Here is a 16908-nt window from a genome sequence, read left to right as displayed (position 1 = left end):
CTGTTTTGGTGTACTATCTGTTCTTATTGGGGTCATATTTTATAATTGCTGAAATGCTTTTTAGATATACATTTTCGCAGTTTTTGACCCCTTTTTTTCTTTTCTTTGTGAGAAATCCGGGCTAGGCGATACCACTCCAAGCCAAAGGAAGCAGAGCCGGGAAACGCATGGTGATTGTTGTGCCATGATTCACCGAAGGTCAGTAAGGCAATCGGCCCAAAATTATGACTGTGTTCTTCGGTCTCAAAGCGGCTCATCCCGAAGCAGTGCAAGAAGGAGTTAATTGACCAAATGGTATGTCCTCCCCAAATAATTCTGAACACACCTCCCCAAATAAATCCTGCTAACGCTCCCGCTAGACTCCAGTGGTACAATCCGCCTAAGAGGGTGGGCAACACGAACCCCAGGGAAGCCCACAGGTAGTAGTAGCGATCTACTCTAACGATGTTTTTGTTTTTGATTAAATCGGGTACATAGTGGACAACACTGGGATATTCGTGCTTATACATCCAAGTTAGATGGGAATGAATTAAGCCTCGAATCCGATCACGCCAATTACCACCGTGAAGATTTGGTGAGTGAGGATCACCATGTTTATCGCTCAATTCATGGTGGCGGCGATGTAACGCTGACCATGATATAATTTTAGGTTTGATATTTTTTAATGTCTCACGACGAATTTTAAGCAAAATGCAAATTAGTCATTAGTCAGTTGTCCGTTGTTATTTATTCGACTATTCACTGAAGATTGGCGAAATTCAAAAAAAGATAATTACAAAATCCCTTTTCCTAGCACCCGACGCTTCAAAGCTACTATTTTAGGTCGCGCACCTTTACCTGAAAAACCTAAACCTTCTCGGAAAATCTCAGGCATATAAAATCGCTTTATTTCATCTTTTTCTTTATCTTCATAAATCACTCCCATTTCTTCTAATAATGTTACTGTTTTTTGATCCATGTCAAACTCTTCTACAGCAAAAGGGATGATCCGTTGAGTCGCAGGATATTTAGGAAGTGTATCTTCTACCCATGTTTTGAAAGCTGGATATTCTTCTTTAGCTTCTGTCACTTTTTCTTCACTACATGGTTTCAGAGCGCGACGAATTGCTGGAGGAGGTAAAAGTCGGCTTGTAGACCATTTTGCAAATTGTAATTCTTTACTATTTACTGTAATATCAGCTGCATTATACAAAAAACGGACAATATCTCTGGCTTGAAGCCTGCCCTTAAAATCTGTTAAAGCTGCAAATACCCAAGAAGCTGTGTAGGCTTCTCTTGTCCCTAGTCTTTTGCCCCATAGTTGCTCTAATTCATCTATGATATTCTCTTGAGTTAGACTGTAAATACTATCTTTTTCTGCACCTATCACATTAGATTCACTACAAATCCAATAAACTAATCTCAAGAAAGAATCTGGATTCCAATATAAATCATAAGCACGGTAAAGGCTTTCAAACTGACTTGAATTTTGAGTAATTGTATATCTGATAAAATCACGACGTAAGAAAATTATTACACCAAGATGAGATTGCCTAATTTCTGATAATTTCTTTGGTAAATCATCAATTAAAGCTCTTAAAGCAATCTTCTCTTGATTACTAGAACCGATTTCCTGAAATATATCTTCTAATCCATCAAACAAAAAGATAATCTTTAATCCCTTATTTTTTAAATATTGATTTATTGTACCAAGTGTATTAGGAGTATCTATATTTGGATTAATACCTATAGATCTGGCAATTTCACCAACCCAGAAGTCTGTCCATTTAGGTTCATTCCAATCTTGGTATTTAACTGCATTTTTAACCCTAGTTGTATACTCTGAATGCACAAATTCAGGAATATTATTACCTAAAGCTTCTCTAACCTCATTTCTAGCTTGGTTGATAACAATTTTTGCATTATCCTGAACATTAATGGACTCAAGTACAGGAAATATATGGGTTTTTGACTCAGTTTCATTATTTCTATGATCAATATAATTCAGGAAATTCTCCCAATATTTAAAACGTGATAACTGTATATAATTAAAAGTTTTTCCAGCCCCTTTAGCTCCAATTGATACTATATGAGGTAATTTATCTCTAAAGTTAGTAGCTAAGTTCCGCAAAGGTTCTGTTATTAGTAAATCTTCTCCTTGTCCTTGTTCAGCGTACTCATATCTCCGGCACAAATCTCTAAGTCTTTGGACGGATTGCTGTAAATTGTTTTCCGGTGTATCATCTGAGATTGATTCCTGATTTTTTGGATTTGGTAACTGTTGTTTTGCCCAGTCTATAGCAATTCCCATGACTGAAATTGAAGTTCTATTTAATTTAGAGCGTGCATCTTCCCAGTCATTTACATAAAGTAATTCCTCTACAAAATAAGCTTCTTTTATTTCCAATCTTGGCTCATCTAACTTATCTTCTTCTGATTGTACATAAGCAGATATTAATTCAAACAAGGCATTATTAAATGCTGGTAATTTTTTAAATTCTTCTTTTAACATACTAATTACTATTGATGGATCATAGTATTCTTTATCTTTAACTTCTGCTTCTAATGGTGCAACTTTGCCAATTTGTTTTAAAACTAAACTTGTACCCTGAATAGATTGATCATTGATTGTTGTGACAAGAAAACGCTGGATTCTGGGATCAAAAATTATAGGACTAGATATTTCACTTAAACCTGCTCTCAAATCAATAAAAACATAATCTACACCTAAAATTTCACCTAAATGATGAATAGCATTACCATATTCCCATGTTCCATCTATACCTCTGACTAAATGTTCAGGTAAAATGGGTATATCTAATAATTCATTATCTTTTAGAAATGCAGGTAAAAAATAAACTTGTGAATTTCCTTCATGTTTCACTGATTTTTTTACTTCGTTAGCAAATAAAGCAAGTGCTTCTTCTCTATCAATTGGTGAATAATGGTAAACTTCTAAAAAATTAATAAAAGAAACGGATGGTTGTTGTTTTGCTAACGCATTCCAATAGGTAAGACCTGGTGCTTCCAAATCAGCATCAATAACTAACACATTTATAGACTCATTTAACTCTTTAGCTCTATCTAACAAAGCAAAAAGATGGGCTGTTAAATTTAATGTTCTTCCTACACCACCTTTAAAAGAATAAAACGCTATTAAACTAGGTTTTTCCGTATATGCTTCTGGAAGCTTAACTATTTTTTTGACAGCAGGTTCTGTTTCTGAATCATTTTCTGAATTACTTTCTAAATAAGCAATTTCTTCCCAAAAAGGACGTATCTCAATATCTGTTATATAAGGTTCTTCTTCTGAGATAAATTCCACGGGTAATGTAGCATCACCAATATCAAATCGAATAACAGATTCCTCTTCATCGTACCAATCTCCAAACCATTCTTTTTCTTTTAATACGTCCTTGACTTTATTTATAAAATTTTCATCGGAAATATTTATTTCTACAGCATCAGAAAAACACCTAATACTTACTATGTTCTCTGGTAAATTAGTCCCATAGTTAGTTTTGCGGCGAAAAATTCTTCTAATATCAAGCCAAGTCAGTAATTTAAAATCTTTCATAGTCCTTGAAGTTCTTTTTTAATCAATTCAACAATGTTTAACAATTTTTTTTCTATGTCTTCGTCTGTTATTTTTTCCCGTTTATTCTCATCCTCATCTTTTTTTAAGATAAACTTTCCTCCATAGCGCCAAATCTGGTTAATTTTACCAGGCGTTAATTGTCGTTCTTGTTTTATCTTAACATGAGAATTATCCTGAATATCTTGAATAAATAACTGTTCTGGTAGTTTCCACATTTGCAATGAATTATTACCAGGGTATAAACATTCTAACAACCCATTTATATCATGCCCCTCTTCTAATATTTCTGGACATAAATCAGTACGATTTACTTCCTTTTTCTTCATCAACACTGCTTTTAAACCACATTCAACAGCATAAAATAATAATAAGCGGTGGGCATTAGTTCGGACTCCATTATGATTATGAGAGGCAGAAGAATTTTCACGCCATGCTCTTTGCATTTCCCTGTCTGTAAAAGTTATCTTCTTCTTCATTCCCGTTAACTAAGATTTTACTCAGTTATTTTACGTCAAAATCGCGCCACCCATTAACCAATTATACCGACACTTCAACTCATCCTGCATTAATGTCAAACACTCCATAATTGATACAGTTTTAATAAACCAAATCTTTCTGCGTGATTCCTGCTACTGGAGTTTACTTCTAGTCAATTCAATACTGATTTTGCCGCTAAAATCAGGAATAGGTGCAGCGGTTTTACTGAGAATAACTTGTACTTGACTAATACCGTCGCTATCCTCTAGAATACCATCAGCTATAGCCCCAGCTAGTCTTTCCACCAATGCAAACTTTGAGGTTTTCAGCAATTTTTGCACTAAGCTAATTATCTGCCGATAATCTATAGTATCTTCAATATTATCTGTTTTGGCGGGTTTAGAAAGATCCAACCATAATTTAACATCTACCTCAAACCATTGTCCTAATGCCTGTTCTTCTGGTAAAAATCCGGTATAACCATAGCCACGAATTCCTGTTAAATGAATACAGTCCATAATCTCTAATCAATGCAACTTACTTTTAATAATCTTAATCTTCTTTGGTCTTATGTATTAACAGAAACCCTCAAACGTTTGGGTTTAAATTGCGCTGTTATCTGTCCTGGTTCTCGTTCTACAGCATTAACTGTGGCTTTTGTCCAACAAATACCGCATATTGAAGCAATTCCGATTTTAGATGAACGTTCGGCGGCTTTTTTTGCGTTGGGACAAGCAAAAGCAACGGGGAAACCTGTAGTATTAGTTTGCACTTCGGGAACTGCGGGGGCAAATTTTTATCCAGCAGTAATTGAAGCTAGAGAAAGTCGCGTCCCTTTGTTAATATTAACCACTGACAGACCAGCAGAATTACGAGATTGTCATTCAGGACAAACTATTGACCAAGTAAAATTATACGGTAATTATCCCAATTGGCAAACGGAATTAGCTACACCTTCGGTGGATATGGGAATGTTAGGTTATCTCAGACAAACGGTTATTCACGCTTGGGAACGTTGTCAATTTCCCAATTCTGGCGCAGTACATTTAAATATACCTTTTCGTGATCCCCTCGCGCCCATTCCCGATGGTACAGATTTTACCTTAGATACAGAAGATTTCTTTTCTAGTTTGATTTCCACCCCATTACCAATTACCAATTACCAATTACCAATTACCAATTACCAAAAAGGGATCATTATTGCTGGTGTAGCCCAACCACAAGCCCCGGAAGAGTATTGTAGAGCGATCGCTAACCTAAGTCAATCTCTCCAATGGCCTGTTTTAGCTGAAGGACTTTCCCCTGTCAGAAATTACACAGACTTAAATCCCTATTTAATTTCTACCTATGACATCATTCTTAGAAATCAACAACTTGCCAAAGAATTATCCCCAGAAATCGTAATTCAAATTGGAGAAATGCCCACAAGTAAAGAATTACGCAATTGGTTAATTACTACTAATCCTCAACGTTTGATAATTGATAATTGTGATCAAAATTTAGATCCTTTACATGGAAAAACTACACATTTAAGAATATCAGTAACAGAAATTGGTAAATTGGAAATTGAGGAATTAGCAAAAAGTGAGTATTTACAAAAATGGTGTATAACAGAAAAGCAAGTTAGAAAAAATATTGATGATTATTTTGAAAATATAGATGAATTAATCGAAAGTAAAACCGCTTGGTTAATTTCCCAAAACCTACCACCAGAAACACCCCTATTCATTGCAAATAGTATGCCAGTGCGAGATGTAGAATTTTTCTGGAAACCCAATAATTTAAGAATTAAACCTTATTTTAATCGGGGTGCAAATGGTATTGATGGTACTTTATCCACTGCTTTAGGAATAGCACATCATCAGCAAAGTAGTGTAATGCTAACAGGAGATTTATCTTTATTGCATGATACCAATGGTTTTTTAATTAGAAATAAATTTATTGGACATCTAACGATTATCTTGATTAATAACAATGGTGGGGGAATTTTTGAAATGTTACCCATTGCCAAATTTAATCCACCTTTTGAAGAATTTTTTGCCACTCCTCAAAATATTGATTTTGCTCGATTATGTGCTACTTATAATGTGCAATATCAGTTAATTAATTCTTGGGAAGAACTAAAAGATAGCTTAAAGCAAGTACCAAAAATAGGAATTAGGGTTTTAGAAGTCAAAACAAATAGGAAAAGAGATGTGATGTGGAGAAAAGAAAATTTAGTAAAATTTAGTAATTGGTAAATAGTTCAAATATTTAGAATATTCAGATCCCCGACTTCTTGGAGAAGTCGGGGATCTATTTTTAAAACAGATTTCCATAATTTTTGCCCAAGTGCCACAGATAAAGATTAAACTAAAAAATCTTGTACAGCAAAACCTGTTAACCAAAATCAAGTTATTATGTCTAAGGTTCTTGTCTCAGATCCAATTGATCAAGTTGGTATTGATATTCTTTCCCAAGTTGCCACCGTTGATGTCAAAACCAGCCTCAAGCCAGATGAACTCAAAGCCATTATTGGTGAGTATGACGCGCTGATGATCCGTTCTGGAACTCGCGCTACTCAAGAAATTATAGAAGCTGGCACCAAATTAAAAATTATTGGCCGTGCCGGTGTAGGTGTGGATAACGTTGATGTTCCCGCAGCGACTCGCAAAGGGATTGTCGTCGTCAATTCCCCAGAAGGTAATACCATTGCCGCCGCAGAACACGCTTTAGCTATGATGTTATCCTTGTCTCGTCACATTCCTGATGCTAATGCTTCAGTAAAACGTGGTGAGTGGGATCGGAAAAGTTATGTTGGTTCGGAAGTATACAAAAAAACCCTCGGCGTTGTCGGGTTAGGAAAAATTGGTTCTCATGTTGCCAGTGTAGCTAAAGCAATGGGCATGAAACTCCTAGCTTATGATCCATTTATCTCCAGCGAAAGAGCGGAACAATTGGGTTGTCAATTGGTGGAATTAAATGTGTTATTCCAGCAAGCCGACTATATCACCTTGCACATTCCCAAAACTAAGGAAACTGCCAACATCATCAACGCTAAAACCTTGGCGTTAATGAAACCCACCACCAGAATTATTAACTGCGCTCGTGGTGGCATTATTGATGAAGCGGCTTTAGCAGTAGCAATCAGAGATGGTGTAATTGCTGGGGCGGCTTTGGATGTGTTCGATTCTGAACCATTAGGAGATTCTGAATTGCTACGCTTGGGTAAAGAAGTTATTCTTACCCCTCACCTCGGTGCTTCCACTGCTGAAGCTCAAGTCAACGTCGCCATAGACGTGGCTGAACAAATTCGGGATGTGTTATTAGGACTACCTGCCCGTTCCGCTGTGAATATTCCTGGACTAGGACCCGATATTCTCGAAGAACTCAAGCCTTACATGGAATTAGCGGAAACCCTGGGGAATTTAGTTGGTCAACTCGTCGGCGGCAGAGTTGAGACACTTAATGTTACACTGCAAGGGGAACTGGCAACTAATAAAAGTCAACCTTTAGTTATCGCTGCCCTGAAAGGACTACTTTACCAAGCCCTACGGGAACGGGTCAATTATGTCAACGCTACCATAGAAGCCAAGGAACGGGGGATTCGAGTCATTGAAACCAGGGATGCTTCCGCAAGGGATTATGCAGGTTCATTGCATCTCCAAGCTACAGGGACTTTAGGTACACATTCTGTCACAGGTGCTTTATTAGGTGATAAGGAAATTCACTTAACAGACGTTGACGGTTTCCCCATTAACGTTCCCCCTAGTAAATACATGGTGTTTACCCGCCACCGGGATATGCCAGGTATTATTGGTAAACTCGGTTCTCTCCTCGGCAGCTTTAATGTCAATATTGCTAGTATGCAGGTAGGTCGGAAAATTGTGCGTGGTGATGCTGTTATGGCTCTCAGTATTGATGATCCTTTACCCGATGGCATTTTAGAGGAAATTAAAAAAGTAGATGGTATTCGGGACGCATATACAGTCGCACTTTAACTGTGATTTTTGGGATTTATTTGCTGCAGATGATTCAGTAATCAATACTTGTCGGTTAAGCTCAAAACAATGAAATTATGTAGGTTGGGTTGTTCGCGTAAGCGTTGCGGAGCAATGGAACGAAACCCAACATTTACAACGGTTTGTTGGGTTTGGTCTTTGTACCGCAACGGGCAAGCAAGCTACAACCCAACCTACGAAAATCCTTAACCGAACAGTATTGATTCAGTAATTTGATAATCATAGCAATCAAAGTTTGTTTTTACGAATCTAAAATCTAAAATTCTATGGTAAACACTTGGTGGGAATTGAATATTTTATCTGAACCAGATTTAGAAGATACTATATTTTGGCGGTTAGAAAAATTTGGCTGTCGTGGTACATCAGTAGAAATTAAGGGTAATATCGCCATCATTAAGGCTTATTTGCCCAGCTTTAAAACCCAATTACTAGATTTGGCTGCCTTATCACTATGGCTGCGCCAAGATGCACTATGTGTAGGACTCCCTTCACCCATGGTGCATTGGGGCTTAATTGACGAAGAGGACTGGTCTAGTAGCTGGAAACAACACTGGCAACCCGAAGAAATAGGCGATCGCTTTCTGATTAACCCCGCTTGGCTACCTTTACCCGAATCCTTGGACAGGTTGGTAATTCGCTTAGATCCTGGTGTAGCCTTTGGTACAGGTAATCATGCCACGACCCAATTATGCTTAGAATCTCTAGAAATGCGCTTTAGCGAAGTTCCTCAATCCTTTGTGGATACGGAAGAAAAAAAAGAACCGTTAATCATTGCCGATATTGGCTGTGGTTCGGGTATTCTAGGCGTTGGGGCAATCTTACTAGGTGCTGGTAAAGTCTATGCTGTTGATAATGATCCCGTAGCGGTGAGATCCACTTTTAGTAATCGCGCTCTTAATGATATCCGTCCAGACTATTTAATCCCCATTGAGGGGAGTGTAGACATGGTACGGAAAATAATTGATCAGCCAGTAGATGGTATTGTCTGTAATATTTTAGCTGATGTAATTATTGAATTACTCCCAGAAATGACCACAATTACCAAACCCAGCACTTGGGGTATATTTAGTGGAATTCTCCTAGAACAATCCCAGGGTGTTGCTGATGCTTTAAAACAAAATGGTTGGGTTGTTGCTACTCTCTGGAAAAAAAAAGAATGGTGTTGTTTAAATGCCCGTCGTTCTTAATCATATTCACAAAAAAGTTTATATAGCAGAGAATAGAGAACAGAATTATCACCAAAAAAAATCTATACTCATAAATTTGGAACTTCAATTTATCAAATTATCTCATCAATGAATAAACCACTACAAGAATACAATCCCAACAGTGTAGCCGAAAAGAATGGTAACTTCCTCGGATTACCTGATGATTACGATTCAGCCAATTTAATTATCTTCCCCATACCTTGGGAAGTCACCGTTTCATATCGTGCGGGAACTGCGAACGGACCACAGCGAATTTTAGATGCCTCACTGCAAATAGATTTATTTGATTTTGATCATCCCGACGGTTGGAAACAGGGAATATTTATGGTAGAAATTCCCCAGGAAATGATCGAAAAAAATAACTATTATCGTCAACAAGCAGCCAGAATTATTGAACGTCAAGCCCAAGGTAAATCCCTAACAGATTCACCAGATTTAACCTCTGTTCTAGAAGCAATTAACCAAGCTGGGGAACAGGTAAATCATTGGTTATTGACCCAATCACAAGCAGCAATGAATCAAGGTAAACGAGTTGCTGTCATTGGTGGTGATCACAGTTCACCATTAGGCTACTTCCAAGCCTTAGCTAATCAATATGATGACTGGGGAATTTTACATATTGATGCCCATGCAGACTTACGTAATGCCTATGAGGAATTTGAATTTTCTCATGCGTCTATTATGTTTAATGCCATAAAAATACCGCAAATTTCTAAATTAGTCCAAGTAGGTGTACGGGATATTTGTCACGATGAAGTGCAAATCATTAATCAATCAAATGATCGCATTATTGGTTATTATGATTCAGCAATTAAACAACAACTATATGCTGGTAAAAATTGGTTGGATTTATGTCGAGAAATTATCAACCATTTACCAGAAAAAGTTTATATTAGCTTCGACATTGATGGTTTAGATCCTAAACTTTGCCCCAATACAGGTACTCCTGTTCCTGGAGGACTGGAATTAGAACAAGTTTATTGTTTGTTCCGCGAACTGGTAAATAGTGGTAGAGAAATTATTGGTTTTGATGTCTGCGAAGTTGGTGATGCTGAATGGGATGGTAATGTTGGTGCGCGAATAGTTTACAAGTTAGCAAATTTATTAGATTTATCTCAGAAAGAGGGAACAGGTAATAGGTAATAGGAGTAATAATAACTTTCCTGTTCCAACTGACAACTGTACGGGCGAAGCATTTCGAGAACTATTTTTGGCAATGACCGATAATTTATCTTCCAAATGCTTCGCCCCTACTGACAACTGACCACTGTACGGGCGAAGCATTTCGAGAACTATTTTTGGCAATGACCGATAATTTATCTTCCAAATGCTTCGCCCCTACTGACCACTGACAACTGTACGGGCGAAGCATTTGGAGAACTATTTTTGGCAATGACCGATAATTTATCTTCCAAATGCTTCGCCCCTACTAACCACTGACCACTGTACGGGCGAAGCATTTCGAGAACTATTTTTGGCAATGACCGATAATTTATTTTCCAAATGCTTCGCCCCTACTGACCACTGATTTCTTATCAGGTTTTATGAAATTTGCATACATACTATGGGAAGATGTTGAAAATAGATCATATAGGTTAAATTGATTCGGGATGTTGTTATGCACTGGATTTAAGTCAAGGTTTGGTTGTCAACCAAACCTTTTTTATTGCTCATTTTCTCCCTGTTCGTGATTTCAGCAAAAATATACCCATTCCCAATTATAAACAACAAACAAGATCTCCGACTTCTTCAAGAAGTCGGGGATCTGGGCGAAGTTTTAAGTTTTACCCCAGTACACTGGCAAAATTGCACCAAGTTTGTCAAAATCTATCATGGATGATTTTGAACAACATCAAATTACTAGTGCTAGTAATAGTCAGATGATCAATAAACCCCGCAAACGCAGACCAAAAGCTACTAAGCTGAATCAGCCTTCTCAAGCTGCAATCAAGAAGAATGTTAAAAAATTACCCAAACGTTCTCAACGGCGTAGTTGGCTATGGTCTACGTTGGCTATGGGTCTGTTGTTAGGCAGTGCTAGTGTAATTATTGGTGTTAGTTGGATTAGTGTGCTATTTATTTTAAATCCTGCCCAGATTAGCTGGGTGAATGATTTTTTACCAAAATGGGCAAAAATATCTACAGGTAAACGAGAACTACCGGAAACACTTACAGCCATTGAACTCGGTTTAACTCAAAAACAACGTCTATCTGGCGAAATCCTGCCTTTAGATGGTAAATCAGAGGAATCTTTTTTATTACCAATTTTCCAAAAACGCAAGAATTGTCAATCTCATTGTCAAGAATTGGTAGAATTGAGGATCTATAAACTTTCCCAGGATTTGGAATCTAAATTTCAGTCAGAAAAATCCTACTATTTAATTACTAAATTACCTGTTACTGGATTATCGAGAAATTTTGTAGAGTCCTCTTCATTTGCGGCTATTTCTGAATCAGACAATCAAGAAACCAAGACAAATTTACCTTTAAATCAGGTGAAAGCTTTTGCAGATACTAATCTATTTCCAGGATTTTGGTTTTATTTGCAGGGTGAACACAAAAATAACGATGATAATATTACCTATGGTCAAGTTGTCTATTACAATCCTACTCTGAAAAGCTTACAACAAATGTTATCTTGGAAGACCCACAATGGTCAATTACCTAAATGGCAACAGATAACGGGTAATGATTCAAAGGAGTTAATTATTGATCAAACGATAAATGTAGAACCAAATTTACAAGTTTATCAAGTTAAACCTAGTAAGTTAGTGGCTAATTCTATTTATTTAGAAGCAATTAATTTCCAAAAACCCGCAATTGATGAATTTGCTTTTCAACAATCTCTGTTATTAGCCAGAAATGGACTTTGGACTCCTGCTTCTACATGGTTGATATCTTTAGAAAAACAGCGTAAACAGCCTTTTTCAGCGGCAGCACGGGCGCAAATAGATGTAATTCGCTTACATTCGGAATTTACGAAAATGCAGGCTGATAAAAATTGGGCAAGTCCTCAGCAACAAGTTACAGCGGATATTATTGATGGTCGTTGGGAAAAGGCTTTACAGGTATTTGAAACTTCAGCTGATTATGGTCAAGAAATTGCTAATTTACTACAAACAGATAAAGGGAGAATCTGGAATCGGTCTGCTGTAGCGTTACGACTCAATCCTAATCGTCGCGCAGTTTTAGCTTGGGTCGCACTAATTTTTAAAGTCCAACGGGGGGAAGAAAGAGCTAATGCTTGGTTGCAAGCACAACCGAATATTAACCAGGAAACACTCAATTATATTCAAGATATTTTAACTAAACTTGATGATGATAAGATCAATGCCCATAAAAGTCGAATTATTGGCACTGTCAACCAAATTAGTCGTATTAATGAGCAGGATTGGTTGCCAATATCTCTGCAAACTGATTTGAAAATTACTAATAATCAAGTTTGGTATCAGGTGGAAGTTAGTGCATTTCATGATGGTACAAGCTGGTTAAGTTATCCATTTGCTAATTTTGACCAACTGAAACATCAACCTCGAAAATTTTGGCGAAAAATTCTGGGTATTAGTTATGACCCTAGTATGCAAATTATTGTCTGGAAACCCAATGGAGAACAAGAAGTTACTACGACTACGATTAAAGCTGTACAAGTGCAAGATCAGGGTTTACGGTTGTTAATTTCGGGTTCCGCGCTTTTTGAAAATAAGGTCACATCTCTTCAACCTCAACCTTTAGCCATGACTGTGGATGCGTTGAAATGGGTAGAACCGTCTCCGGTATCTGTAAAGGAATTATATCAACAAAAACCCCAATTAGTAGAATTAATCTTGCCGACTATCTGGAGAAAACTACAACAGTCGGGTGATATAAATCCTGGTAATATTCCTGATTTTCAGGAAATGCGGGAAAAAATGGGTGATTGGCCAGTTCAATTGGCTGATTTAACTAATGATGCACAGCAGGAAATTGTCATAACTATTTCTGATCCCGCTATAGCATCTTTAAATCAGTCCGATGGTAATAACTCAAAACCAGTGGAAGATCAAAAACGTCCCCGGACTCTGATTTTGTCGGCGGATAGTAGAGTAATTTATAGTGATTTTGCCCATGCAAGCCAGCAAACGCTAATAGCGATCGCTCAACTTACTGATGACCAATCTCTAGCGTTACTGGTAGAAAATAAACAGGGCTATAGTCTGCAACGTTGGTCACAAACTAATCAGCAATTTGAATAGTCACCATTACAGGTAATTTATTCTTCGTCGCTGGGAGCTTCCACTTGTTCGCTTTTGAGACTTTGCAATTGCGCTAAAAGGGAATCTACCTCTGCTTGTAAGTCCATGAACTTCACTTGCTGATCGTCTCGATAGTAAGCCTTCGTTAACTTCTTGACTAAGTTAGCGTGGGATTCGCATTCGGAAACACTGGATGACATAGTAGACATAGTTGTTGGCATTAGAAACTTAACTCACACCATTTAGAAATAGTATAATATACTTATCTTAATCTTTGTTAAGATATTATATAGTTTTCATTATATACTCTAATCGGTTACAAATGTGGTGATAAAAGACTCCGATCATTGTGACTGTGTTCCGCAACTAACATATAGACTTGAAAAGTGGGATACTTATACCAAGAGCATTCCCAATCCTAAATCCTTAATTAAGAAGTTTTGAATCCTGTGACTTTGAGCCTGTCTGCTGCTAAATCTCATTGCCAACCCTGGCCAGGGCTGATAGAAGCCTATCGTCAATACTTGCCTGTCAGCGAAAAAACCCCGGTGGTGACTTTGTTGGAGGGTAACACACCTTTGATTCCCGTGCCAGCGATCGCTGAACGTATTGGCAGACAGGTGAAGGTGTATGTCAAATATGATGGACTTAACCCCACTGGTAGCTTCAAAGACCGGGGGATGACTATGGCAATTTCTAAAGCAGCAGAAGCAGGTGCTAAGGCTGTGATTTGTGCCAGCACTGGTAATACCTCCGCCGCTGCCGCTGCCTATGCTAGACGGGGGGGGATGAAACCCTTTGTGTTGATTCCTGATGGCTATGTGGCTTTAGGTAAATTAGCCCAAGCGTTACTTTATGGGGCTGAAGTCCTGGCTATTCAAGGAAATTTTGACCGCGCCCTGGAAATTGTCCGGGAAATGGCAGATCAATATCCCATCACTTTGGTAAATTCTGTCAACCCCTACCGGCTAGAAGGGCAAAAAACAGGAGCTTTTGAAGTTGTTGATGCCTTGGGTGATGCCCCCGATTGGTTATGTATTCCCGTGGGGAATGCGGGCAATATCACAGCATATTGGATGGGTTTTTGTCAATACCATCAAGATGGTAAATGCGATCGCTTGCCGAAAATGATGGGTTTCCAAGCCGCTGGGGCTGCACCCTTAGTAAATGGTCAACCAGTGGCACATCCGGAAACCATAGCCACAGCCATTAGAATTGGTAATCCAGCCAGTTGGGATAAAGCCATAGCCGCTCAAACAGCCAGCCAAGGCAGTTTCCGTTCTGTCACTGACGAGGAAATTCTCGACGCTTACCGACTATTAGCATCATCGGAAGGGATTTTCTGTGAACCTGCCAGCGCGGCTTCTGTCGCCGGTTTGTTACAGGTAAAAGACGAAGTTCCCACCGGGGCAACGGTAGTCTGTGTCCTCACTGGTAATGGTTTAAAAGACCCAGATACAGCCATTAAACACAGTCACGCCCAATTTAAACAGGGTATTCCGGCGGACATTAAGGCCGTTGCGAAAGCAATGGGATTTGATTAAAAGAATGCAGAATTTAGAATTTAGAATTTAGAATTACGTTTTGCAACGGGGATTTTACCCCGACGCAAAACCCGCTGCTTGTAGAAGCAGGGGACTTTAACCCCCAAAGGTAAATTAACACTTCAACCCATAGATTCTCTAGGACTTGCCGACACTTCTAGGGTGAAGCAGGAAGAAAAAGCTGGCTCTTGTTAGCATTAGTTAGCTTTTTTGGATCTGATAGTAAAATATCCCTTTTAACACCCAAAACAACCGCCATTCCCAGAGGTGTTGCAGTTATGCTGACTTTTATGTCAGGATTCTCACCTGGGGTTTCGTCCGCATAGTAGTGTATGCCAGATTCAGTAAAGGTAAATGATAAATTCTGACTATAGTAGCTAGACTGCTGTGCGGGTGATGATTCCAGATTACCGAAACGCAACGTTAACTGATTTTCGTTCATAGAGACGACAACGGGAGGAAGGGGAATAGAGTTTGATGATTGAGATTGTAGGTTGAAAGGTAATTTTGAGCCTATATTGATCATATTAATCAAATCCAGCGGGAAAAAAGAGTCTAGAGGGGGGAATAAAGACGGCATTTTCAACCCCGGTTCTGAAGGTTTCGTTGGCTCTGAAGGATTAGTGCTATTTGCAGATGTGCTGGTAATAATTTGGCGGACTTGGCTTTCAGTTAGCTTAGGGTTAGCACTGAGCATGAGAGCGACAACACCAGCAATGTGGGGGGCTGCCATAGAAGTGCCATTGTAGTTGGCATATTGATTATTGGGTATTGTGGAGTAAATATTAACTCCTGGGGCAGTGACATAGGTGATTTCTTGAGAACCAGAACGGTTGGAAAAGTCCGCAAGGTTATTATTTTGATCCACTGCACCTACAGCAATTCCTGAATTATAGGCGTAGCGGGCGGGATAGGATGGCATTGAGTCACCATTATTACCGGCTGCCATAACAACGATGACGTTTTTGCTGCTGGCATATTCAATGGCTGACTTGAGAGTATCGTTAGAGGAATTACCTCCTAGACTGAGATTAATGACATTTGCACCATTATCAACTGCGTAATAAATGCCTTTGGCGATATTTGAGTAAGAACCTGAGCCGTTGGCATCTAGGACTTTGACTGGCATAATTTTGGAGTTATAGGCAATGCCGGTGACTCCAATGTCGTTATTTTCTCCGGCTATGGTTCCAGAAACATGAGTCCCATGACCATTGTTGTCTAGGACGTTGTTATTGCTACTATCAAAATTCCAGCCTTGAGCATCGTCAATATAGCCGTTACTATCATCATCTATCCCATTACCAGCTATTTCTTTGTTATTACTCCAAATATTATTTTTTAAGTCTTGATGGTTATAGTCTACGCCAGTATCTAGTACGGCAACAATAGTTCCTTGTCCTGTATATCCATTATTCCAGACTGTGGGAGCTTTGATCAGATCCGCTCCCCAATTATTCCCACCCACATTAGGAACGTCTGCATAGGGACTAACACCTGCGGCTTTACTCACTGCTAATCCAGCATTCACCAAGCCATAGCCATTTGTTGAGTTATAACTACTATTAGTAGCAACAGATGCGGTTGCTGCTAAATTATCTTGGGAAGAAGAACTATGACTACCCCAAATTATCCTATTATCAGTGGGATTTTGAAAGGCATTGGTTTGGGAAATGGCAGTATAATTGATTTTCTTTTGAGATGAAAAGTCCGCAGAAACATCAAGTGACATAAGTATTTAAGCCCCAAAAATAGTTATATTTTCTCTGACAAAGTAATTTTGTCAATATTTGCAAATTCAATAATTTGAAATTATCAGTTATTCTGCTTTATTAATTATTACTATGAGTTGGTAATGCAAAAAGATAT

General features: G+C 38.4%; 15 protein-coding genes. 6 read left to right on the top strand and 9 right to left on the bottom strand.

Features of this window, described 5'->3' with window-relative positions; genetic code table 11:
• Window positions 1-32 precede the first annotated feature (32 nt).
• The 4 genes from FJR09_RS20185 to folB all read right to left on the bottom strand — a co-directional run bounded on the left by FJR09_RS20185 (window position 33) and on the right by folB (window position 4572).
• Window positions 33-689, bottom strand: coding sequence for a fatty acid desaturase (locus FJR09_RS20185; protein ID WP_174783353.1), 657 nt, complete (start codon window positions 687-689; stop codon window positions 33-35).
• Between the two features lie 83 nt (window positions 690-772).
• Window positions 773-3556 carry a ParA family protein gene (locus tag FJR09_RS20180; protein ID WP_015081157.1) on the bottom strand — a complete coding sequence of 928 codons (2784 nt, stop codon included), beginning with the start codon at window positions 3554-3556 and terminating at the stop codon, window positions 773-775.
• Entirely contained in the window at window positions 3553-4053 is a 501-nt protein-coding gene (locus tag FJR09_RS20175; RefSeq protein WP_015081156.1) for a hypothetical protein, read from the bottom strand. The genes FJR09_RS20180 and FJR09_RS20175 overlap by 4 nt, the downstream gene beginning before the upstream one ends.
• Before the next feature lie 153 nt (window positions 4054-4206).
• Entirely contained in the window at window positions 4207-4572 is a 366-nt protein-coding gene (folB, locus tag FJR09_RS20170) for a dihydroneopterin aldolase (protein WP_015081155.1), read from the bottom strand.
• 12 nt (window positions 4573-4584) lie between these two features.
• On the opposite strand from folB, the gene menD reads away from it, so the two are divergent.
• From menD to FJR09_RS20150, 4 genes are all read left to right on the top strand, one after another.
• Window positions 4585-6294: a 2-succinyl-5-enolpyruvyl-6-hydroxy-3-cyclohexene-1-carboxylic-acid synthase gene (menD, locus tag FJR09_RS20165; protein WP_015081154.1), complete on the top strand. Its 1710-nt coding sequence runs from the start codon at window positions 4585-4587 to the stop codon at window positions 6292-6294.
• A 159-nt stretch (window positions 6295-6453) separates the two neighbouring features.
• A complete protein-coding gene (serA, locus tag FJR09_RS20160; RefSeq protein WP_168653617.1) occupies window positions 6454-8034 on the top strand; it encodes a phosphoglycerate dehydrogenase in 1581 nt (526 codons plus the stop codon).
• Between the two features lie 287 nt (window positions 8035-8321).
• The gene (prmA, locus tag FJR09_RS20155) at window positions 8322-9242 is read left to right on the top strand and encodes a 50S ribosomal protein L11 methyltransferase (protein WP_015081152.1); all 921 of its coding nucleotides are present in this window, start codon (window positions 8322-8324) and stop codon (window positions 9240-9242) included.
• A 108-nt stretch (window positions 9243-9350) separates the two neighbouring features.
• Window positions 9351-10406 carry an agmatinase family protein gene (locus FJR09_RS20150; RefSeq protein WP_015081151.1) on the top strand — a complete coding sequence of 352 codons (1056 nt, stop codon included), beginning with the start codon at window positions 9351-9353 and terminating at the stop codon, window positions 10404-10406.
• Here the strand turns inward: FJR09_RS20150 and FJR09_RS25525 are convergent.
• The 3 genes from FJR09_RS25525 to FJR09_RS25515 are packed head-to-tail and all read right to left on the bottom strand — an operon-like array spanning window position 10374 to window position 10723.
• Window positions 10374-10547, bottom strand: coding sequence for a hypothetical protein (locus FJR09_RS25525; RefSeq protein ID WP_235081878.1), 174 nt, complete (start codon window positions 10545-10547; stop codon window positions 10374-10376). The genes FJR09_RS20150 and FJR09_RS25525 overlap by 33 nt on opposite strands.
• Window positions 10492-10635 (bottom strand): hypothetical protein, encoded by a 144-nt coding sequence (locus FJR09_RS25520; RefSeq protein WP_235081876.1) that lies wholly within the window; start codon window positions 10633-10635, stop codon window positions 10492-10494. The genes FJR09_RS25525 and FJR09_RS25520 overlap by 56 nt, the downstream gene beginning before the upstream one ends.
• Entirely contained in the window at window positions 10580-10723 is a 144-nt protein-coding gene (locus FJR09_RS25515; RefSeq protein ID WP_213710907.1) for a hypothetical protein, read from the bottom strand. Before FJR09_RS25515 ends, FJR09_RS25520 begins: the two co-directional genes overlap by 56 nt.
• 372 nt (window positions 10724-11095) lie before the next feature.
• Between FJR09_RS25515 and FJR09_RS20140 the strand changes: the two genes are divergently transcribed.
• A complete protein-coding gene (locus FJR09_RS20140) occupies window positions 11096-13495 on the top strand; it encodes a hypothetical protein (RefSeq protein ID WP_371416375.1) in 2400 nt (799 codons plus the stop codon).
• Window positions 13496-13512: 17 nt separating this feature from the next.
• Here the strand turns inward: FJR09_RS20140 and FJR09_RS20135 are convergent, their stop codons facing one another.
• Window positions 13513-13704: a hypothetical protein gene (locus tag FJR09_RS20135; protein ID WP_148279126.1), complete on the bottom strand. Its 192-nt coding sequence runs from the start codon at window positions 13702-13704 to the stop codon at window positions 13513-13515.
• Window positions 13705-13944: 240 nt separating this feature from the next.
• Here FJR09_RS20135 and thrC point away from each other — a divergent pair, with 240 nt between their 5' ends.
• The gene (thrC, locus tag FJR09_RS20130; RefSeq protein ID WP_015081148.1) at window positions 13945-15039 is read left to right on the top strand and encodes a threonine synthase; all 1095 of its coding nucleotides are present in this window, start codon (window positions 13945-13947) and stop codon (window positions 15037-15039) included.
• A gap of 157 nt (window positions 15040-15196) precedes the next feature.
• On the opposite strand, the gene FJR09_RS20125 is transcribed toward thrC, so the two are convergent.
• Window positions 15197-16771: a S8 family serine peptidase gene (locus tag FJR09_RS20125; RefSeq protein ID WP_254433168.1), complete on the bottom strand. Its 1575-nt coding sequence runs from the start codon at window positions 16769-16771 to the stop codon at window positions 15197-15199.
• Window positions 16772-16908 lie beyond the last annotated feature (137 nt).

Source organism: Dolichospermum sp. UHCC 0406 (genome assembly GCF_009712025.1).
Taxonomy (GTDB): domain Bacteria; phylum Cyanobacteriota; class Cyanobacteriia; order Cyanobacteriales; family Nostocaceae; genus Dolichospermum; species Dolichospermum lemmermannii.
This window is presented reverse-complemented; position numbering and strand designations above follow the sequence as displayed.